The 20,844-nt window shown below is 35.1% G+C and carries 16 protein-coding genes and 3 pseudogenes; 10 read left to right on the top strand and 9 right to left on the bottom strand.

Going from position 1 to position 20,844, the window contains the following annotated elements; genetic code table 11:
* Positions 1-208: 208 nt before the first annotated feature.
* Complete coding sequence (locus QRE67_RS04995; protein ID WP_286123803.1) at positions 209-1,021, bottom strand: hypothetical protein; 813 nt, start codon at positions 1,019-1,021, stop codon at positions 209-211.
* An 86-nt stretch (positions 1,022-1,107) separates the two neighbouring features.
* On the opposite strand from QRE67_RS04995, the pseudogene QRE67_RS05000 reads away from it, so the two are divergent.
* Positions 1,108-1,299, top strand: a pseudogene (locus QRE67_RS05000) (DnaB-like helicase C-terminal domain-containing protein); the annotation flags it as partial.
* Positions 1,300-1,540: 241 nt separating this feature from the next.
* Here the strand turns inward: QRE67_RS05000 and QRE67_RS05005 are convergent.
* The 3 genes from QRE67_RS05005 to QRE67_RS05015 are packed head-to-tail and all read right to left on the bottom strand — an operon-like array spanning position 1,541 to position 5,232.
* Complete coding sequence (locus QRE67_RS05005) at positions 1,541-2,221, bottom strand: DUF1266 domain-containing protein (RefSeq protein ID WP_286123804.1); 681 nt, start codon at positions 2,219-2,221, stop codon at positions 1,541-1,543.
* A gap of 12 nt (positions 2,222-2,233) precedes the next feature.
* Positions 2,234-3,532, bottom strand: coding sequence for a J domain-containing protein (locus QRE67_RS05010; protein ID WP_286123805.1), 1,299 nt, complete (start codon positions 3,530-3,532; stop codon positions 2,234-2,236).
* On the bottom strand, positions 3,529-5,232 hold the full coding sequence (locus QRE67_RS05015; RefSeq protein WP_286123806.1) for a molecular chaperone HscC: 1,704 nt from the start codon (positions 5,230-5,232) through the stop codon (positions 3,529-3,531). Before QRE67_RS05015 ends, QRE67_RS05010 begins: the two co-directional genes overlap by 4 nt.
* A 92-nt stretch (positions 5,233-5,324) precedes the next feature.
* Between QRE67_RS05015 and QRE67_RS28825 the strand changes: the two are divergent.
* Together QRE67_RS28825 and abc-f are read left to right on the top strand one after the other, a co-directional pair.
* Positions 5,325-5,411 (top strand): annotated as a pseudogene (locus QRE67_RS28825) (hypothetical protein); the annotation flags it as partial.
* A gap of 388 nt (positions 5,412-5,799) precedes the next feature.
* On the top strand, positions 5,800-7,428 hold the full coding sequence (gene abc-f / locus QRE67_RS05020) for a ribosomal protection-like ABC-F family protein (protein WP_286123807.1): 1,629 nt from the start codon (positions 5,800-5,802) through the stop codon (positions 7,426-7,428).
* Positions 7,429-7,757: 329 nt separating this feature from the next.
* Here the strand turns inward: abc-f and QRE67_RS05025 are convergent, their stop codons facing one another.
* The 4 genes from QRE67_RS05025 to QRE67_RS05040 form a co-directional block, all read right to left on the bottom strand.
* A complete protein-coding gene (locus tag QRE67_RS05025) occupies positions 7,758-8,312 on the bottom strand; it encodes a hypothetical protein (RefSeq protein WP_286123808.1) in 555 nt (184 codons plus the stop codon).
* 375 nt (positions 8,313-8,687) lie between these two features.
* Positions 8,688-9,719, bottom strand: coding sequence for a S66 family peptidase (locus tag QRE67_RS05030; protein ID WP_286123809.1), 1,032 nt, complete (start codon positions 9,717-9,719; stop codon positions 8,688-8,690).
* Between the two features lie 426 nt (positions 9,720-10,145).
* On the bottom strand, positions 10,146-11,321 hold the full coding sequence (locus tag QRE67_RS05035) for an MFS transporter (protein WP_286123810.1): 1,176 nt from the start codon (positions 11,319-11,321) through the stop codon (positions 10,146-10,148).
* Positions 11,322-11,679: 358 nt separating this feature from the next.
* Positions 11,680-11,991, bottom strand: a complete 312-nt coding sequence (locus QRE67_RS05040; protein WP_286123811.1) for an ArsR/SmtB family transcription factor — start codon at positions 11,989-11,991, stop codon at positions 11,680-11,682.
* 247 nt (positions 11,992-12,238) lie between these two features.
* On the opposite strand from QRE67_RS05040, the gene QRE67_RS05045 reads away from it, so the two are divergent.
* From QRE67_RS05045 to QRE67_RS05055, 3 genes are all read left to right on the top strand, one after another.
* On the top strand, positions 12,239-13,909 hold the full coding sequence (locus tag QRE67_RS05045) for an IS200/IS605 family accessory protein TnpB-related protein (RefSeq protein ID WP_286123812.1): 1,671 nt from the start codon (positions 12,239-12,241) through the stop codon (positions 13,907-13,909).
* Between the two features lie 463 nt (positions 13,910-14,372).
* Positions 14,373-14,552, top strand: a complete 180-nt coding sequence (locus tag QRE67_RS05050; protein ID WP_286123813.1) for a hypothetical protein — start codon at positions 14,373-14,375, stop codon at positions 14,550-14,552.
* Between the two features lie 271 nt (positions 14,553-14,823).
* A complete protein-coding gene (locus QRE67_RS05055; protein WP_286123814.1) occupies positions 14,824-15,183 on the top strand; it encodes a DUF805 domain-containing protein in 360 nt (119 codons plus the stop codon).
* Positions 15,184-15,549: 366 nt separating this feature from the next.
* On the opposite strand, the gene QRE67_RS05060 is transcribed toward QRE67_RS05055, so the two are convergent.
* Positions 15,550-15,912, bottom strand: a complete 363-nt coding sequence (locus QRE67_RS05060) for a hypothetical protein (protein ID WP_286123815.1) — start codon at positions 15,910-15,912, stop codon at positions 15,550-15,552.
* Positions 15,913-16,916: 1,004 nt separating this feature from the next.
* On the opposite strand from QRE67_RS05060, the pseudogene QRE67_RS28830 reads away from it, so the two are divergent.
* From QRE67_RS28830 to QRE67_RS05085, 4 genes and pseudogenes are all read left to right on the top strand, one after another.
* Positions 16,917-17,431: pseudogene (locus QRE67_RS28830) on the top strand (IS6 family transposase).
* Positions 17,432-17,555: 124 nt separating this feature from the next.
* The gene (sdaAB, locus tag QRE67_RS05075; RefSeq protein WP_286123816.1) at positions 17,556-18,254 is read left to right on the top strand and encodes an L-serine ammonia-lyase, iron-sulfur-dependent subunit beta; all 699 of its coding nucleotides are present in this window, start codon (positions 17,556-17,558) and stop codon (positions 18,252-18,254) included.
* 22 nt (positions 18,255-18,276) lie between these two features.
* A complete protein-coding gene (gene sdaAA, locus QRE67_RS05080) occupies positions 18,277-19,167 on the top strand; it encodes an L-serine ammonia-lyase, iron-sulfur-dependent, subunit alpha (protein ID WP_286123817.1) in 891 nt (296 codons plus the stop codon).
* 300 nt (positions 19,168-19,467) lie between these two features.
* Positions 19,468-20,787 (top strand): aromatic amino acid transport family protein, encoded by a 1,320-nt coding sequence (locus QRE67_RS05085; protein WP_286123818.1) that lies wholly within the window; start codon positions 19,468-19,470, stop codon positions 20,785-20,787.
* The last annotated feature ends 57 nt before the right edge of the window (positions 20,788-20,844 follow it).

Raw genomic sequence — 20,844 nt, forward strand, 5'->3', positions numbered from 1 at the left:
AGGCTTCTATGTATGTTAAAACCCGGAGTACAAATCAAGAATAAGATTTGTACTCCGGGTTTCAGTATTTTTAATTATAGTTGAATAAGAATGTATCCAAAAATTATCTTAATGTATCTTTGATTAATATGTTTTTATTTATTTATAAATAAAAAAGGATAGATGCAGTAGAATGTTCTACTACTATCTATCCTTTTTATCTTATGAATTATTGTGCTTTAAATTCAATCACTTGATCTTGATTGATTGTTTTTCCATCTAAAAGGCCTTTTGCTGTTATATAAATAATTGTTTTTTGGGAGTCTTCAAGTTGACCAATTGCATACGTTGCGGTGAAGCTACCGGTGCTTAGTTTCCACTGTTCACCATTCCATCTGCCAGTTATTTTTTGAGCATCGGAAGCTTCGACTTTATCATCGTAATTTAGTGTACCAAACTCTGTTTTTAATGTATTGCTGGCAAAATCAATTTGAACTTTGTTTAATAATTTGATTGGAGAGCTAGTTTGAATCTCGTATACATTGCTATTGATCTTTTTGAAGCGAATTTTCCCTTCTTGTCCTTTAACAAGTTTCATATATTGATCAGATGATAGGAACAGTTCATATTCTTCCTGTGTAATTCCCATATTTTCATGATATGCTAATCTTTCTCCAGGCTGTGCTGCTTTTATATACTCCATGTACCACGTATAATTTTTTTGAAGACTCGCTTGCATTTTTTTATTAATTTCCTCAAGTTTTTGTTTCATATCATCTTGTATTTGTATTGTCATAATATCAGCAGGTGTTTCTGATTTTACTAATAATCGTGTGATGAAATCTTTTGTACTCTGATTGGTAGGTGATAAAACTTCTTCAGTTTTTTTCGGATTCGTATCCTGTTTATCCTCATTTTTTGTAGATTTCGTTGTTTCTTCTGCCGCAGTCTTTTTTGTATCGACTGGTTTACTTTCAGTAGAATTATTACATCCAGCTAATAAAAAGAAACTTGTAAGTGCCCCTAGTATGATTTTTTTCATTAAAAATTCCCCCGTATTTTTTCATAAAAACAAATAATACCATAATTATACATTGAAAATCTTGCCATAACAACTTGCTGTTTTGGCGGGAAACAGGGCAGATTGAGCAGGACGCGGATGTGATTATGCTGATGTATCGGGAGGATTATTACGATAAGGAGACAGAGCACAAGGATATAACAGAAATTCATGTGGCGAAGCATCGGAACGGGCCGGTTGGGATGATGAAGCTGCGGTTTTTGAAGGAGTATGGGCGGTTTGTAGAGGGGGGATTTTAGGAAAGGGTTATATAAAGTGAAGTTTCCATCAGTAGGCTCTTTTCATCTCATGTTGATGGAAAGCTTTCGCCGATCTAAAGATCGTGAAAAAAATTGAACAGAAGTACTACCTAGACGAATTGGGAACGATTTGGAAAAATATTTAATCGAACATATGCCGATGAAAATTATTGATAAAAAATCCTAGAAAATCATAGTTCCTAGGATTTTTTATCAATTTGGTTAAGAAGCATAGCATGATTTAACTTAAATCTTTAAGTAGATTATTTTCCCATGGAACAACACTCAATAGAGTTTTTTTATAATCAAACAAGTGCGATACGTAATTAATATTATACTTATCTTTATTTATGAATTCTATATCATTTGCGTTAAAGTGGCTGCCGATACGAAAGGCGTTAAAATACTCATGCCAATCCGAATAAGAATGTTGTGAAAGTCGTGCAGCCTGTATCATAAAGTTCTTTGCTTCCTGTTTTGATAAATAACCGAGTCTTCTACCGACCCGACATAAACAGATACACCATGCATAATCAAACGCTGCAATTCCGGAATCCGTCAAAATGTGTAATCCGTAATTAGCAATATAAAGTTTTTCATAGTCAGGATGGTCTTTCGATAATTGCTTTCGCGCTGCCTCGGAAAGAGGAGTCAATTGATGGCGTATACGATTAAATTCCTGCCGTGTTCCTTCTTCTAAAAACCAAATGATTTTCTCTTTTAACTCCGTCGAATTTTCGATCTTCCATGTCCATAACACGTTCTTCAAAAAACGTTTCCCAATAAAGCGGTCTCTGATAAGGGTAAATTCATATCGGGTAAAATAGTTTGTAAGGTAAACGCAATTCAAACAAACGGAAGACAGACAGCGGAAATATAGTTCGAGCTGTTTCTCTCGTTTTCTTTTATATAAAACAGGCATTCTGTCTCCTCCTTATGCTAATGTTTTAAGCCTAACGAATTTCCATGCTTCCCAAATAAGTGGGAATAGGAGAAGTAATGCATATTTAGATGGTAATGGGGTTAAAACAATAAGAATCATAAAGAGCAAATAAACCCAGGTGCGGCTAATAAATAGAAATAAAAAGTATAGCGCATAGCGGATAATAAACTTCATATTTATTTCTTGTTTCTGTCTCTTCTCTGGAATTTCAGTGTGAATTCGAATACAGTATGAACGAAATTCGAAGCGTTCCACATAACGCTTTACCACATCCAACGCCCTAGTGGCTACAGTTTCTATATCACCTGATTCGAACGAATACTTCACTATTAAGAATTGTGCGTCCATATGCTCCGGCTCAATCGACAGTAGATGCTCACAGTCCTTGATAGCATCTGCAAACTGCCCGCGGTCATAGTAAATCTGGGCCCGATAAAGTAAACCATCTAGGTCATCCGGGTAAATGACAAGTAAGTCATTGAATGATTGTAACGCACGTTCTTTATTTTCTGTACGCAAATAATAAATGCCCTGCATGCGTAAAAGGTCCGGATCTTCTTGATAAAGCTCGTATGCAAAATCGAGCGCACTTTTTGCCGCTTCTAAGTTATTGATCATAAGTGTGCGCTGGGCTTCCTCACGCAAATGTAAATACGCTTCGAAATCTAAATCATTACTTTTCTTGAAAATATCGTAATGCATTTCCTTCGCACCGCTAATTCTCTCTAGAAGAAATTGTACTGTTTCTTCACCATATTCAAACTCCAATTCCTCTGTTTGTTCACTAAAGCGGAATACATTGTCGAAAAGTTCCCAAGTCGAGCGGGAGAAATGGTAATGATATTGTAAAAATTCTATTAATCTATCTTGAAGCGCTTCGGCATATTCTACGTCCCATATCACATCGGAACTTAATAATTCTTCCCAATTTTTCAATTCGATTCGTGCAAAGAAATCGTTATACAGCGTCTCGATTTTTTCCATAAATGCGTGAACGGGATGTTCTGAAACGAGAGTAGCGGCAAGTTCAGCGTTATTATCAATCTGTGAAGGAAATACAGGATTGATGTAGAAATTCTCTTCGTTTTCATCCGTTTTTTGTAGTTGAGAGAGAGGTGTATTCTTCATTTGTTTTGCGCTTTTTATCGCTTTATCAAATGCTTCTCTCAGTCGCTGATATCCTTCAGGATCGTCTTCAGGATGATAAATCTTTAGAAGCTTTGCATAAGCCTTTTTAATAGCCGCAACATTATCGGTAGGCTCAATTTCTAACGTTTCCCAAATGCTCATGAATGACCGATCCACCTTTCTATATTCTCTAAATGTTCTTTGAATATATGAGCGGCTTCTTTCACTTTTTTATCATTTTGCGTTGTAAGCGCATGTTCAAATCGTTGTAACAAGATAGCGACTTTCTGGCGTTCGTCACCGAGTAACTCTTCATAGAGCCGTTCGCCTTTTGCGAGTAATAATCGGTTTTCAGACCGGTCTCGTGGATGAATTTTAATTTCTTTTAATTCCAAGAGTCTAGCTTCGATTTCTTCTTCTGTAAGGTTTCCAGCATTTTGTTGAATAACAGCTCTTTTTTTCTCTCCAGTTGTTGTACTTATCAATTCGACTTCGAGAATACCATTAATATCGTATGTATAACGTACGTCAACAGATTCTTTCCCAGCGGAAGCGGGAGGAACTTTAATGTTGAGTTCACCAAGTTTCAAGTTGTTTTTTACTAGACGGTTTTCTCCTTGATACACATCGACACGTATGGATCTCTGTCTATCATTGACGGTATAAAGTCGCTCCACTCTACTTACAGGAATCGGTGTATTTCTCTCGATAATGGGTAAGAAGTATCCGGACTCTTTTGTACCGTCTCTAAATTCTTGAACAACGTTTGTTCCTAACGTATATGGACAAACATCAGTTAAGATGACTTCTTCTAACGCTTTGTTTCGTTCTTTTAAGGCAACTTGAATCGCAGCGCCTAGAGCAACCGTTTCATCAGGATTAATATTCGCATAAGGCATACGTCCGAACATTTTAGAAATGACGGATTTAATAAGTGACATTCTTGTCGCACCGCCAATTAGAATGACAGCATCTAAATCTTTAGGGTTTAGCGACGCATCGCGAAGCGCGCGTTCAATCGGGTAGCGAAGTCGTAAGAGAAGCGGGGTTACTAATTTTTCAAATTCACTTCTATTGATACGCGTTTCGTACGTTTTATTATCAATAACGACTTTCATACTTGCGGCAGGTTCATCACATAATGTAAGTTTGCAACGTTCTGCTTGTGTATAAATTAAAGATAGAGTTTTTGAGTCAAGGGAATCGGAATCGAGCTGGTGTGACTCTAAAAAAAAGGACATTAGACTTTTTGTGAAGTCTTCGCCTCCAAGGTAATTATCGCCGGCAATCGATTTAACATCCATCACTCCTTCAAATAATTCCAAAATGGACACATCGAATGTACCGCCGCCTAGATCAAATACAAGAAATTTTGTCTCTGCCGCTTCCTGATACAGTCCGTAAGCGATAGCAGCTGCCGTTGGCTCACTAATGAGACGTTCAACTTTTAATCCAGCAATTTCAGCAGCTCGTTTTGTCGCTTTGCGCTGAGCATCGTTGAAATAAGCAGGTACGCTAATGACAGCACCAGTAACCGCTTCGTTTAAATAAGCTTCTGCATCTTGTTTTAAAGATTGAATGATAAAAGATGAGAGTTCTTCTGAAGAAAATGTGTACATACCTAACTCGTATTTTTTTTCTGTTCCTATAAATCGCTTAAACGTTGATGCTGTAACGTGCGGATGGGTAATAAGCCGTTCTTTGGCGATGCGTCCGACTAAAATTTCACCACTCTCTTCAACGCTGACGACCGATGGTGTAATATATTCGCCAAGTGCATTCGGGATAAGGGCTGCACCATTATCCGTCCAATAGGCTACTAAACTATTTGTTGTTCCTAAGTCAATTCCAATCGTTGCCATAATGATCTCCTCTCCTTTTTCCTCTGTTTTATTATACCATTATAATAAGGAAAAGTATGTTAAAGATGGAATAATGAGGTTTTGTTTCTTAAAAGGTAGGAAAACGTTTTTTAGAAGTGAAACAATTAAAAAAATGTTTTAAGGAACGAACATTATTTGAGAAAGTTAATTTCACAATTTAACATGGTGAGAAGATTTCAATAATAGGTCCTAATGGCTGTGGGGAACCGCCACATTGCCATCAAGCTAAGATAAATGTACTTTTCCTTACCTATCTTTTTTGTACTATAAATAATCTCATTTACTAATACAACATTACCATGCTACAATATCATTACTAATGACGGAAAGGATGATGGGTGGCCGATGATTAACTAATCTTATTTTTAAATGTTGAAATTGGATATTTCAATTTATAAAAAATAGGATTAGTCTGCCCATTTTCCATAAGAAAGTAGAGCTATTTAATAAAATAGCTTATTTGGGTATAAATAATATAACGACTAATCCTGCCAAATTTAATTGGGAGGATTTTTTATTCTCCTTTTAAAGAGAGGAATAGATGGTATGAAGGAACTTTTGAAAATAAAAGATGTCTGTGTGGAAATAATGGAGAATACTCTGTTAGAACAAATTAATACTACAGTAAAACAGGGAGATATCATCGGAGTAATAGGAAAAAATGGTGTTGGAAAATCTACTTTGTTACAATTGATAAATGGAAAAATAGAACCAACAAAAGGACAACTAGAGTGGCAACAGATGAACGTAACGATGGCATATGTTGAACAAGAAAAAGAGACATTTACATCTAACGAAGTAACAGTGGTAGAAGCGGAACTTCTTTCAAAATGGGGCGTACCAACAAACGATTTTCATAAGTTGAGTGGTGGAGAAAAGCTTAAAATCCGACTTGCAAAAGGATTTGCGGAAGGTGCAGACCTTCTAATGTTAGATGAACCGACGAATCATTTAGATGAACAAAGTACAGAATTTCTCATTGAACAGATAAAAAATACTAGTGGAATAATCATCGTTGTATCACACGATCGATATTTCTTAAATGCTGTTGCAACGAGAATTTGGTCGATAGAAGATACAAAACTAATTGAGCATCAAGGGAATTATACCAGTTATATGAAAGTTCGAGAGCATAGGAGACTCACTCAGCGGCGCGAATATGAAAAGCAACAAAAAAACATCGAACGTATAGAATCACAAATGAAAGAATTAACATCATGGTCGCAAAAAGCACATGCACAGTCGACAAAAAAAGAGGGCATTAAAGAATATTATCGTGTAAAAGCAAAGCGAATGGATGCGCAAGTAAAGTCGAAACAAAAGCGTCTGGAAAAAGAGCTTGAAAAAATGAAAACAGAACGTGTTAAGCTAGACCCTATTGTAGAATTTTCAATTCAAGCAAATAAAAAGGTAGGAAAACGTTTTTTAGAAGTGAAACAATTAAAAAAATGTTTTGAGGAACGAACATTATTTGAGAAAGTTAATTTCACAATTCAACATGGTGAGAAGATTTCAATAATAGGACCTAATGGCTGTGGGAAAACAACATTATTGAAGATGATTATGGGACATGAAACGGTTGAAGGAGAAGTATGGATTTCACCATCTGCAAACATTGGTTATTTGACGCAAGAAGTATTTGATTTACCACTTGAAAAAACACCAGAACAGTTATTTTATAAAGAGACTTTTGAAGAAAGAGGAAAAGTACAAAGTTTAATGAATCATTTAGGATTTAAATCTTCTCAATGGAAAGAGCCAATCAAGCACATGAGTATGGGTGAGCGTGTAAAGTGTAAGCTGATGGCGTATATTTTAGATGAAAAAGATGTGCTTATTTTAGATGAACCGACAAATCATCTTGACTTACCTTCACGTGAGCAGCTTGAAAGTACATTAGCACAATATAATGGTACACTGCTTGTTGTTTCACATGATCGGTACTTCCTTGAAAAAACGACTAGCAGTAGACTGGTGTTTTCAAACAATAGCATACAAAAGCAATTGAAAGAAACATCTCAAAAAAGAGATAATCTCGCTGAATTACGTTTAAAGCTTGAAACAGAAAGACAAGAAGTTTTAGGGAAACTCAGCTTTTTAACTCTTAAAGATGAAGCATACATGGAACTTGATAAAAGATTCAAAGAACTTACAAAGCAAATAAAGGAGCTTTAATTGAAAATACTTGTATAAGAATTTATTAATGATCGAAGAAATCTGAGAAATCAAAAGCGATACTGATACTAAAGTGATTGATATTTTGTGTAAGTGACTCTATTGTGCATTCTATGGCATTTACTATATTTACTTCTGTGGCTTATAGATTTAAATTCATTTATACATTTTGATTCCGAGAGTTTGATTAAACTTTAAATTCTATACTAAAAAGGAACCATAACTTTGTCAAAGCGGCAAACTTATGGTTCAAATCATATCGTCAAATAATCCCCATCCATTTGCTTAGGTGGGGATCATTTGACGATTCCAATTGTTTGTCTTTTATCTTATTTTTCGCCTGGATTGTGGAATGGAAAAATATTATGTAATTCAAGTAAAAATCGACCTGTACGTTCTACATTCGATGTCTTGTCATTATATGGTGTATATTCTTCTAGTCTCCAAGAGGGGAGATCTTCTCCTTCATTTGGCAAATCATAATCTCCACCGCATGCATCAGATAAACGATAGAGAACACCGTTAATAGCTGATCTAGCTATCCAGTACGCAAACAATCCTATCTTTTCAGGTGAAATCCCTGCATGTACCATTTCTTTTAAAATCAAATCGTCTGAATCGGGAGTCGCTTGTTCATTAGCACGTTCAATAGAGCGTTGAACCCAGCTCTCACTGTTATATAAATACATATCTAATATTTCTTGTAGTGGTCTTAAAAAACGAAAGCTAGCAAGAACAGCTTCCTTATCTTCTATCTCATCCTTAGCCCAATATTCCGGAAACTGTACTCCAAATTCTTTTAATATTTGGGTTACATTTTCTTTCGTAGGATTCTTGTTAAAGTCTTCTAAAATGGGGATTAAATCATCCTTCATATAATCCATATGGCCTCTCCTTTATTTGTATTTTTTGATATTTCTTCTTTCATTATAATACTAAAAAATAAAGGTTTGCTTAAAAGATAAATCCTAATAAATAGTCATTTGCAGGGGATTGAGATTTTTCTGATTTTGGACAGGCTGATTTGGTAAATGAATGTGTTCTTTTTAGAGTAGTAGTATCAGTATTCCAAAGTATAGCATTTTGCACTAAAACCTATTTTTATAAGTTGGTATGTTAGAAAATAAGATTTTCTAATTCCACAGGTGCTTTTGTAAGTAATTCATAGCCTTCATTTATTATTAATACTGTATCTGAATGCCTGAATCCGCTAACATCATCTATTAAACCGTTCAACTATCAAAATCAATAAGTTTCATCTATTGTACACCGCTTTCTAAAATCGAGAATTTCTTCTTTTCACAATCTATTTCTGCTATCGCACCATAAGGCAAAATCAACTTAGGTTCGGTATGACCAAAATTTAAATTATAAAGAATCGGCAAATCTTCTAAACAATATTCTTTCATAACTGTCAGAATTTCATGTTTGTATTCTTCATAATACTTCTCGTCTTTCGGTTTACCAAAAATGATCCCCTTCGTTTTTTGTAGAATGCCTTGTGCAGCATAATTTCGTAACCAATACTTTATATAATTAGGTTCTGGCTTATCTTCAGATGTTTCAAAGAAAAGGATGCTGTTCTCCCAATATTTGTTCTCAGGCCAAAGTTCCGTTCCTTTTACGAACTCCAGTACTTCTATACAACCTCCGATTAAACGGCCTTGTACGATACCTGAGCCTTGAAGTAGTTCATATCCAGTGTTCTGTTGCATCGTACGCCGTTGATTCTTGTTCGATTCTATCCATTCTAAACGCTCACTTGTCCATTCTTTAGCCGGTTGAATTTCACCAATAATCTCATTTGAAAAGAGCGTTCGATTCACCATTTCAATCGTATATGGATCCATCTCAACATTTTCAGCAAAATCGGTTAAAATTGCTGGACCGTAAAAAGAAGAAATGCCTGCTTTATGACAAAATAAATGTGAAATGGTTACATCAGAGTAACCCATAAAAACTTTTGGATTTTCACGTATCACATCAAAATCAATATAAGGAAGTAAGCGAATACTATCTTCTCCACCAATATTCGCAAAGATGCCTTTAATGCTTTTATCTTGAAATGCCATCATTAGATCCATCGCACGAGCTTGTGGGTTCTCATAAATATAATCTGAACCTTTCAAACTATTTGGCATAGATACAACCACAAGACCAAAAACTTCTTCTAATCTCTTTATGCCTTGCTCATAACGCCATCTAAGTTCCGGATCACCTGCGCCTCCCCAAGAAGGACTGACTGTTGCGACACGATCTCCCGGCTGTAATTTCTGTGGCTTTATTAACACATTAACTCCCACCCTTATATAATTCGATTAACTATGACTATACAATCCGCATAGTTGAAGAACATAGCATATGACTTTTTTCTACATCATCAAAAAATCCCCTGCTATTATGCAAGGATGCGGGCAAAATTCAATTATTTGATCCAGCGCCCTCAAACGATTCGATATACAAAACAAAAGTAAATGAGAAGCAATATGGGACTAGGTTGGCATGAACCTAGTCCTTTATTTATATAGAAGGATACGTCTGAAATATTTTTATGATTTACCTGATGAGGGTTCCAAGTGACTAAAGATTAACCCTATAATATTAAAAATTAAGATTTGCGTAAAAGTAGTTCCCTTAAGAAATTGAATTTGGCGTTTTTAGACAATTAACTAATGAAAAATAAGTTTGTTTTGTGGTTATATGAATATAAAATTATTTTAGCTTGATAATGATACTTGGTTACTAGAGCTGAAAAATTTTAGTTTTATAATGATTAATAAAAACGAAAGCAGTGTAAATATAAATCCGCTCCAGATAAGCTGGTGAATGCCTAATTGAGAGATGAACCAGCCACCAATAGAGGTTCCTAAAGTAATTCCAAGGTTTGAGAATGAAACGAATAGGCTATTGCCAAATTCGGGGGCTTCTTTGGCTTCACTTATTAACCATGTTTGACCAATAATTAATCCCCCGGAATGTACGATTCCCCAAATAAACACCATAAAAATCATAGGAACAAAGTAAGGCCCTACATAATAAACCAATACATAAACGACTGCATATAAAATAGGAAACGATATGACGGTATGTACTATACTTTTTTGCAGAAGAGCTCCAAATACATGATTGCCTACAATCATAATGACGCCAAATATAAATAGCATGATACTGATGAGAGAGCCATTCATGTCTGTTACTTTTGCAAGGTACTCAGCAAAGTAACTGTATACCGAAAACATAGCTGCAAAAAGAAAGGTAACAGTTGCGATATTTAACCATATTGTTGGTTTACGCAATATACGAATTTGCTTACCAAAAGACATTCTTTCTGTAACAGGCATAGAAGGGAGTAAAAGAAGTATTCCGATAAATGCAAGGGCATTTACAATTGCTCCAAATAAGAAAGCAATTTCTAATGAAAATTGTTCTGCAAGGTAAGAAGTTAATGGTACACCTAAAGCGAATCCAACAGTAATACCCATAAAGACTTTTGTAACTGCTTGGCCACTTTTTTCTGGTGGAACAAGTTTCGAGGCAGTTACAAGAGCGATTGAAAAGAAGAGTGGATGAAGTGCTGCTGGTAAAATGCGAAAAATAAGCATAACTTCAAAGTGTGTTGTATAAGCGTAAATAATATTAGAAACAGCAAAAATAAAGATGGATGTTAATAAAACTGTTTTGCGATTTATCCCAGATACGAGCAGGATTAAAAACGGCCCAGAAATTGCAACAACTAGAGCGAATATACTTACTAATAATCCCGCTTGTGAAGTTGAAATTCCAAACTTTTCAGTGATTTGTGGTAAGACGCCGACAATACTCATCTCTGTTGTAATAATTCCAAATACACCTACTGCCAGCATAATAATAAGTAGAGGGTTTATTTTTTTCATTTATAAAAATCTCCATTCTTATAGTGATTTTAAAAGCATAAATTCTTGAGATTTATAGGTTCCAATTCATTAACGTAAAAAATAGTTAAGCATTGTGGCAAGGATGATGGGAACAAAGGTGCCATCATTCTATTCGTTATGTAAGGTGTATAACAATACAAAATAACAGATATCTGTATAAGTAGATATGAAAAGCGAAAAAAATCCTCCTTTCTATTTGTTTTACTATTCGCAGGCAGTAAGATCCTCCCGCCTTAAAATTCAGCAAAATAGTTAGGGGAGGGGACTGCCTGTAAAGCAGAATTCATGAAAGCGAATCATCATTGGGGATGAAGAAATTTTCCAATGATGATTCGCTTTATAATTCGTTTTGGACGTACTCGGAAAATTCTTGTATTGTCTTTTCATTTCGACGATAATACGTCCATTTCCCAATTCGTTCGGATTCTAATAATCCTGCTTTTTTCATCGTTAATAGATAACTAGAAATAACGGATTGGGCTAAGCCGGTTTTGAGTTGGATATCTCCTACACATACCCCAACTTGAAAACTAATCCCTTGTTCTAAATAAGGCTTTTCATCAAAATACTTTTCTGGATTCTTTAACCATAATAAGATTTGACGTCTTGTATCATTTGATAATGCTTTATAAATTAATGAAGGTTCCATAAAAACAATTATATCTACTTTTATAGATTTGTAAATAGGAGACGTTGAAAATAATGGCAGTATCTTTTTACTCTTAGAAAATAATTGTAGTTTATCATTTCAACCGAGAAGACCCCCTCCTCTAAACGAAGTAAAGGTGGGGGATGAATCGGTTTTTTCTTTTTTTAAAGAAAACCATCTTTTTTGTAGAACGTACGTTCCGTTTTGTTGTATAATTGTCTTATCAAACAAAATGAGGTGAGAACAGGTGAAGAAAGCGTATTTTTCGAAACGGATCTATAAAAGGGATGTACCGTATGAAATGGTAGATACATTGACAAAGACAATGGAAACATTTAATCGGGCGAAACGCTTTGCATTTCAAACGATTGTTCGGGAAAAACGTTGGAGCCGTAAGATGCATACAGATAGTCTTCATCTTGTTCTCAAGCGGAAATATCAATTGAATGATTACTATGCAAACAGTGCGGTGCAAGAAGAAAAGGCGTTGTTTACAGGTTTAATAGAGTTGCAGAAGATATATGAGAAACAAACACAAGAGAAGCTCAAGAAAATCAAAAAGAAGTTGAAGCAAGAACGTACAAAACTGACAAAGCTTCGTAAAATCAAACAAAGTTGTGTGAAAGGAAAGATTACGTTTCCCAAAAACTCCCGCTTTTCGAAGAACAATAATATTATCTCCTTGTCTCGTAAAGAGGACACATTCATTTGGCTGAATGAATATCTGTTTGAGCACCAGTACTTAGATGTTCAAATCAAAAGGATTCAAGCAAAAATCGGTCGTTTGACTCACAGGCAATACCGTTTAAAGCAGAAGCTTGAATCGTACCAAACGCATATTCCTAGCGCGGTGTTTGGGAGTAAAAAACTGTTTCGGTCTCAATTTACAATCGATGAGTTTATACATAACCATGACAAATGGAAAACATTATTTTTCCGCGCTCGAAATAAACAACTCATTTTATCTGGCCGTAAAGATGCCAAACACGGAAATTTTGTGTTTCAGTATGTTATTGAGAGTCAGGAATTATGGATGACGACAAGTACAGGAAAACCGGTTATGTTTCCAACTGTCACATTCCCGTATGGACAAGAAATCATTGAGGAAGTAATCACAAACCAATTACAGTGTAAGAATAAGAAAAAACACGGCAAACCGATTGCGTGGTCTGTTGAAGACTATGGTGAGTATTATATTGTGAAATGCCTAGTCGATGTACCGGAAAAACCTCACACGAATTACAGTAAAGCGGATGGAGTGATTGGTGTAGATTGTAATCTAAATCATTTTGCTTGGGCGCATGTAACGAAGGATGGGAATTACAAAGGAAGTGGTTCCCTCCGTTTTTCCATGATAGGTAAATCTACCGGACAAATCACAAAGATAATTGAAGCGGAAGTCATTCGATTAGTTGACTTAGCAGAGCGGTATAACAAGCCGATTGTAATAGAAAAGTTAGATACCACGCAATCTAGGGCAGGGGATCGGTACGGAAGTAAGCGAGCGAATCGAATGAAGAGTATGTTCGCTTATAAGAAGATGACAGACGCAATTCTGGGTCGTGCGGATAAAATGGGCGTGGCTGTCTTTCAAGTCAATCCAGCATATACTTCTATCTCAGGGAAGATGAAATATATGCGGAAACTTGGCATCTCTATTCATCAATCTGCGGCCTTTACGATTGGGCGTCGTGGATTAGGGTATAAAGAAAAAGTGCCTCAAGTGCTTCAACCTTATATTCTAAAGAAAGAAGCGCACCACTGGACCCATTGGCATCAATTAAACAATCGATTTGATATTCGTACGCATCATTTCTATCAGTTATATCATGTGAATCAGCCGAAAGAGGCATTACAAATCGAACGATTAGACTTATTTGAAAGTGAAAAGAAAAAACTAGCAAAACTGTTTGCATAATGAAAAAGACGCCTTGTCCCAGTCTCTTACACTTGTCACCAGAGCAGATAACAGGTCTAGGAACTGGATGAATGACAGGGTGTTCTTCGCCTCGATATAAGAAAAAAGTAGCTGTACCTGTTCTATTTTCCTCGGAGGATAGAAAGAGGTCGTCTTGCATAAGGATACTACCGAATTTCTATATCGTTGTATCCTCTTTGTTGAACGAGAGGAAGTGTTTTTGTTAGGGCAGAAACAGTAGAATCCCCCACCTCAAGCTCGTGTAGAGGTAGGTGGGGGTAGTTCAATAGCAATCGATAGATTCGTAAGAAAAATCCATCCTTTTCAATGAATCTACTAAAAGGATAGCTTTTTATAGATTCATAGCACATTTATTAAGGTGACTTGGTGGGAGGGGAGAGCGTTAAGTAAGTCTCAGTCCAATAAAAAGGGTCAATTTATTATTAATTACGGAGGTAATATCATGCTGCTTTTTCTTTGTATAATTTTAATAGGTGCTGCACTTAGTTTAAGAATAGTAGCCATGAATATGATAAAACGTCAAGAAATAGAGTCTTTGTACGTTTACTGCTCAAAATGTAATAAAAAGATTAGAAAAGGGAATTTAGCTCCTTATTGTTCAAAATGTAACTTATTTTTTTAATGAAAAGGACTGTATTAATTATAAATAAATCAGTTCAATAGATTGTCCATAGGGTATTATTGCTTTAAAAAATACAAGTATACTTGATATCAAAAGTATAATATATTGCTTACTTTCACTGATGGAATGATTTTCATTGTAAAATGTTTTTTTAATCAAACATTTTCTTAAAACTTTCTAGACAGTATTGAGATGAAATGGTATATTCTATAAGAAAATTCCGAAAATTACTATTTATTGATAATATAAAATAAGAAAGGGGGAACCTTGCATGCAATGGTATTTAAAAGCACTTAAAAACTATGTAGGATTTCAAGGGAGAGCTTGTCGTAAAGAATACTGGATATTTACCCTTGTTAATTTCATAACCTTCTGGGTACTTGTATTTCTTGGAGCAGTATTTGGAGACGCATTTTTGACACTTGGAGGACTATATGTTCTGGTAATGATATTGCCAACCTTAGCTGTTGGCGCTCGCAGACTTCATGATATAGGAAAAACCGGATGGTGGCAGCTGCTAGTCCTTATTTATTTGATTGGTGATCTCATTCTTCTTGCATTCTATATCCTGGAAAGTCAAGAAGAGGATAACAAATACGGACCAAACCCTAAGTTTGATGTAAAGCACTAATATTCTTATTACTAAATAAATAGATTAATAACCTATGAATAGTTTCCTTATAGGTTATTAATCTGTTTATTTAATTTAAGGTGTGTTTAGCTTTAAGACCGGATTCCCCCCTAATTTTGGACACATACTATCTTTAACTCTTTGTTTCATAGAATTGCTCTTTATTTTGGCAAGTTGCTTCTTTTTTCATATGAGACAAGAAAAAATCTCGTCTCATACTCTAACTTATTTTCTTAACTTGATGGTGATGACCCATAAGAGTGCTTTTCTCTTTATATCATACCTTTTAGTACAAAAGTAATTATTTAAAATAAGCATCTCTAAATGAATACTTTAAAGCTAAGTATTCTCCGTACTTAGCTAATCCTACGAGTCCCCACCATCGAATGAATCATTATGGCTTGCTGAATCTGAACTATGACTGTCATTTCCTAAATCATGATCGATATTTGAATCTTCATGGGCGCTTTTCATAGCTGCAACAACAAAAGATGTTGTCATCACTGCATTCATCCAATCTGCTTCAGCATCTTTAGTAGTTATTTCTGAATTCTTATACGCCACTGTATCTTTTGTTGAAGAATGTTCTTTTAGTTCTTTTTCAACAGAACGACGATAATTCATTGTTTTCCCGAAAATCTTCATGAATACTAATAAGATGAAACATATTATGGATATTATTAGGATAAACAAAATGAAGTATAAAGATAAATCTAATATCTCTGTCATATGTATACCTTCCTATCTTAAGTGATAATTCATGTTCTAAACAAAATAGCATCTTCAATATTTCGATACCTATGTATTCTTCGTTTATTTACTAAGTAAAAATACAATATATATAAAGTTAAACAATAACAAAAAATTCGTCACTATGAAATAACAAATATATACAGAAGCACAAACAGGAATAAAATCGATTCTGAACAAAATACTGATTTGATGGACACCTGTGATGAGTGTCTTTTCTATTTCATGAAAAAAATTTAAGAAATCTTGCATTTCATGCGTTGCAATAATTCTTGTTTAAATTGTTCATCTATAAATAATAATTCTCCCTTTTTATTTCGAATTAAGGGTAGCACCACATCGCCATCAAGCTAAGGTTATGTAAAGCCAATTTTAGGGGGTATTTTGTTTTATTAGCTTGATAGCGATGTGGCGGCACCCTGAAAAAGAAGTTCCTTTTTTCTGAAAAGTGTATATAAATGCAAAATGAATAATAAATATCCAAAAGGATTTTATATTTCCTTAATTTATTCCTTTCCATCTACATTAATCATTTATTATAACAGCTTTCACGTCTAAAATAAGATGTTTCAACAAAGGAAAATATAAGTATCTTTATAATGAGTTCCCAATATAATCAATGTGTTAATCAAAGGAACTCTGTGTTATTTTTGCTTTTCTACTAACTAATACAGCTTCAAACAATGGACACAATTGCTACATGCCAAGTGTAATTTATTATCCATTTAAAATTCTATTTATTCAATATTTCTAAAAATAAAAAAATATTAAACTCATAAATATACAAGTTATAATGAGGGCGTCGAGAGATAATCTATTACCCCCGGAGAAAATATCAAACCTGGTTCTGGTGCAAAGATTCTAAAGACCTTGCAAGTAATCTTCTAAAATTGGACATACTGATACGATTACTCTAAGAAAGGTGTGTGATCAGAAGGGAAATTTATTCAATATGAAAATGGAAGCGTTATCAGCCGGATCTTATTTTGTTAACAGTACGTTGGTACCTGCGGTACAACTTAAGTTTTCGTGATGTAGTAGAAATGATGGAGGAACGAGGATTATCCTTGGCTCATACCACGATTATGCGTTGGGTCCATCAATATGGAACGGAGTTTGAGAGAAGAATCCGACGTCATCTCAAACAAATGATTCATGGAGAGTGGATGAAACGTATATAAAGGTAAGGGGACAATGGATGTATTTCTATCGTGCTGTTGATTCTGAAGGAAACACAATTGATTTTTACCTAAGTAAATCTAGAAATCATAAGGCTGCAAAGCGATTCTTCATAGAAATGACACCATTAAGCTCAATGGTATTAACAGTGCTGATTGGATTGACAGAGGTACCAATGGCAATTGATGCTGCTTTAGGTTGTTATGGAAGCTCTATATTAAACTTCATGTCATTTAAGAAAATGAAATTTGGTGATAATTCTAATACAGTTTTTATTACAATTGAACTTCTTTCTCAAGCTGACATTTTAATAGATTGACCTGTTCTGATTTTTGAAACAAATGTAATTGCAGAAAATAAAAGCTGGAACATATTTTGAATTGGTCATTCTAATAGCTTAGATTCAACTGCAATTAAAAATAATAAATTATGGGGGTGCTTATATGAACATGAATGTAGCATCTATTAAAGAAAAAAAGGTTGTTAAATACAAAAGTTGTTTTGATGTGATTGGGCCGGTAATGATAGGTCCTTCAAGTTCACATACTGCAGGTGCTTTAGCTATTGGAACAGTTGCCAATAAATTATTTCAAGGTCTTCCAAAAAAAGTCGTGGTAAGGTATTATGAATCATTTGCTGAAACCCATAAAGGACACGGAACTGATTTTGCAATTATTGCTGGGATATTAGGATTTGCTGCCGATGACAGCAAAGTGCCAGATGCTATTAAAATAGCAGAATCTAAAGGCATTGACATTACCTTTATTGAAAAAGCGGGTGATAGTCCTGCTGGTCATCCAAATACGGCAGATGTATATCTAGAGGATGAAAGTCGAAGTATTAGAACGATAGGTATTTCGGTCGGCGGCGGATTAATTGAAGTCAAACATGTTGAAATTGACGGATTTAGCTTAGATCTGCAGGGGCCATTGCCAGTTATTATTGCGATTTCCGAAAGAGCTGACTTTGAATTTGTCTTACGCAGGATCTTTAAACAATATGATGTGGAAATTAACGACTTTCATAGTTTAGAAGAAAGCGGAAAATATTTATATGCATTCGATTTGGATTCGCTATTGCCTGGTGATGCTCAGAAAGAATTGGGAAGTTTAAGCAGTATCGCTAATATCATTATTCTTTAGTTACATTAAGGGGTGAAAAAATATGTATATGTCCATAAAAGAAATTGTAGATGCAGCTAATAAAAGGCAAAAGCCGATTTATGAATTAGCAATCGAACAGGAAATCGAACAAACTAAAACTTCTTATGAAGAAGTTTGGAGTAAAATGGAAAAAAATTTAGCGACTATGGAAAATGCCATAAATAAAAGTATCGAGGGCGACGGGGTATTTTCTCCGACCGGTTTAACCGGAGGCGATGCTGTTAAAATAAAAAAATATCGAGAAAACGGAAAAACTCTTTCTGGAGATTTAATGGTGTTAGGGGTTCAAAGTGCTATCGGTGTTAATGAAGTAAATGCTTCATTAGGGGCTATTTGTGCAACTCCAACAGCAGGTGCGAGTGGGACAATCCCGGGAGTCCTATTTAGTATTAAAGATACGTTTCAGTTAGGTCATGAAGATATGGTCCATTTTCTATTCACTTCATCTTTATTTGGAATGATAGTCGCAAATAACGCTTGTATTTCCGGAGCGTACGGAGGATGTCAAGCTGAAGTAGGCAGTGCCTCAGCAATGGCGGCGGCTGCAGCGGTAGAAGCTGCTGGAGGAGCGCCACAGCAATCTTCTGAAGCTTTCTCAACCGCATTACAAAATTTACTCGGTTTAGTTTGTGATCCGGTCGCTGGTTTGGTAGAAATTCCTTGTGTAAAGAGAAACGCCATTGGAACGGCAAATGCTTTAGTAGCAGCGGACATCGCATTAGCCGGCATAAACAATATCATCAATGCTGACGAAGTTATTGAAGCGATGTATAGAGTTGGAAGACAGTTACCTCGCGAATTAAGAGAGACAGGTTTAGGCGGAATTGCAGCCACACCTACAGGGATCGCCATTAAAAGTAAAATTTTTGGAGAGAAACAATTAAAGCAATAAACAGTTATTGGAAATATTGTGAAATAGTTAACAATTCTATTCTCTTCTCTATTGTTCTCCTAAGGATGCCTGTATATCGAGGGCCATTATCACTAAAATATACTACTATACAATTAAAATGTTTTGTGAACGCTAACAAATCTATCAGGTTGATGACTAGCGAATTTTTCGATTTTGATCAACTTAGAAGAGGGATGCACGATGCGGCGCACCTTGTAAGCAATTCATTTTTCAAGAATGGTCTATATTCCTAAGCCTTAAAAAGAGACGTAAGAATAGGATACAAGGAGGAATTATTATATGAATGGGAATACTGCAAAAAAAATAGAATTTCAAGCTGAAAATACTGCAGTAAAAAATGAGAAATATCTAGACCCTAAAAAGTGGCATAAACAGGATACTACCTGGGCATTGAGCCTTTTTGGAACAGCAATTGGAGCAGGAGTACTCTTTTTACCTATTAATGCAGGTTCAGGTGGTTTATTATCATTACTGTTAATTACCATACTTGCATATCCCGTTATGTATTACTCACATAGGGCGCTTGCTAAAATGATATACGCTTCTAATTCTGCTGATGAGGGGATTACAGGTACAATAAGAGAGTATTTCGGAAATAAGGCAAGTATAATTTTTAACATAGTATATTTCGTCTCAATTTATACTATCGTGCTGATGTATTCGGTTGCACTTACAAATACTGCAAGTAGTTTTATCGTGCATCAATTGCACATGCAGGAGCCTCCAAGGGCCATTTTATCGCTTGTATTAGTACTCGGTCTTATAGCTATACTAAATTTTGGTCAAGATATCACTGTAAAGATAATGAGCATGCTAGTATATCCTTTCATAGCTTCTCTACTTTTTATCGCAATATCTTTGATTCCACAGTGGAATACGTCAATGCTTAGTTTTTCAAGTGTTTCTACTGCTTCAACAGGAACAGGATATTTTGGAACGATATGGATGATACTACCAATCATAGTATTCTCGTTTAATCATTCTCCTATGATTTCGTCATTTGTTATGAAACAGAGAGCTACCTATGGAATAGAAGCTACTGATGCCAAATGTGCTCAAATACAAAAAGTTTGTTATATCATGACATTCGCTGTTGTTATGTTCTTCGTTTGGAGCAGTACCTTGAGTTTGACTCCAAATGATCTTACAATGGCAAAAGAACAGAACTTGTCAATCCTATCATATCTTGCTAATGAGCTTAATTCGCCTATAATCACTATTGCAGCTCCTATCATTGCTTTTACGGCCATAACAAAGTCCTTCCTTGGCCATTATATAGGAGCATATGAGGTAATGCGTGACATGATTATCAAGTCCAGTAAAACACGCGGAAAAGATATAGGAGAAAAAACAGTTAAGACAATGATCCTTACTTTTGTCGTATTAACATGCTGGTATGTTGCTTATGCAAATCCAAGTATTCTTGGACTCATTGATGCCCTTAGCGGTCCGTTAGTTGCTGCTATCTTATGTCTATTACCAATGTATGCGATCCATAAAGTACCAGTACTAGCTAAATACAAAGGGAAAATAAGCAATGTATTTGTCATTATTATAGGTATACTTACTGTCCTAGCAAGTATTAATTCATTATTCTAATTCACTATTGAAAGATTCCTAGCAGAATTGAATTTTTATGTTGTTAAACCAAAGAGA

Source organism: Bacillus sp. DX3.1 (genome assembly GCF_030292155.1).
Lineage (GTDB): Bacteria > Bacillota > Bacilli > Bacillales > Bacillaceae_G > Bacillus_A.

Excerpts from the sequence above, each read along its gene's own strand:
- QRE67_RS05060 (WP_286123815.1), bottom strand. The coding sequence starts at position 15,912 with ATGACAGAGATATTAGATTTATCTTTATACTTCATTTTGTTTATCCTA.
- QRE67_RS05050 (WP_286123813.1), top strand. The coding sequence starts at position 14,373 with ATGCTGCTTTTTCTTTGTATAATTTTAATAGGTGCTGCACTTAGTTTA.
- QRE67_RS04995 (WP_286123803.1), bottom strand. The coding sequence starts at position 1,021 with ATGAAAAAAATCATACTAGGGGCACTTACAAGTTTCTTTTTATTAGCT.
- QRE67_RS05040 (WP_286123811.1), bottom strand. The coding sequence starts at position 11,991 with ATGGAACCTTCATTAATTTATAAAGCATTATCAAATGATACAAGACGT.
- QRE67_RS05085 (WP_286123818.1), top strand. The coding sequence starts at position 19,468 with ATGAATGGGAATACTGCAAAAAAAATAGAATTTCAAGCTGAAAATACT.
- QRE67_RS05015 (WP_286123806.1), bottom strand. The coding sequence starts at position 5,232 with ATGGCAACGATTGGAATTGACTTAGGAACAACAAATAGTTTAGTAGCC.
- QRE67_RS05010 (WP_286123805.1), bottom strand. The coding sequence starts at position 3,532 with ATGAGCATTTGGGAAACGTTAGAAATTGAGCCTACCGATAATGTTGCG.
- QRE67_RS05025 (WP_286123808.1), bottom strand. The coding sequence starts at position 8,312 with ATGGATTATATGAAGGATGATTTAATCCCCATTTTAGAAGACTTTAAC.
- QRE67_RS05005 (WP_286123804.1), bottom strand. The coding sequence starts at position 2,221 with ATGCCTGTTTTATATAAAAGAAAACGAGAGAAACAGCTCGAACTATAT.
- sdaAB (WP_286123816.1), top strand. The coding sequence starts at position 17,556 with ATGAACATGAATGTAGCATCTATTAAAGAAAAAAAGGTTGTTAAATAC.
- sdaAA (WP_286123817.1), top strand. The coding sequence starts at position 18,277 with ATGTATATGTCCATAAAAGAAATTGTAGATGCAGCTAATAAAAGGCAA.
- abc-f (WP_286123807.1), top strand. The coding sequence starts at position 5,800 with ATGAAGGAACTTTTGAAAATAAAAGATGTCTGTGTGGAAATAATGGAG.
- QRE67_RS05035 (WP_286123810.1), bottom strand. The coding sequence starts at position 11,321 with ATGAAAAAAATAAACCCTCTACTTATTATTATGCTGGCAGTAGGTGTA.
- QRE67_RS05055 (WP_286123814.1), top strand. The coding sequence starts at position 14,824 with ATGCAATGGTATTTAAAAGCACTTAAAAACTATGTAGGATTTCAAGGG.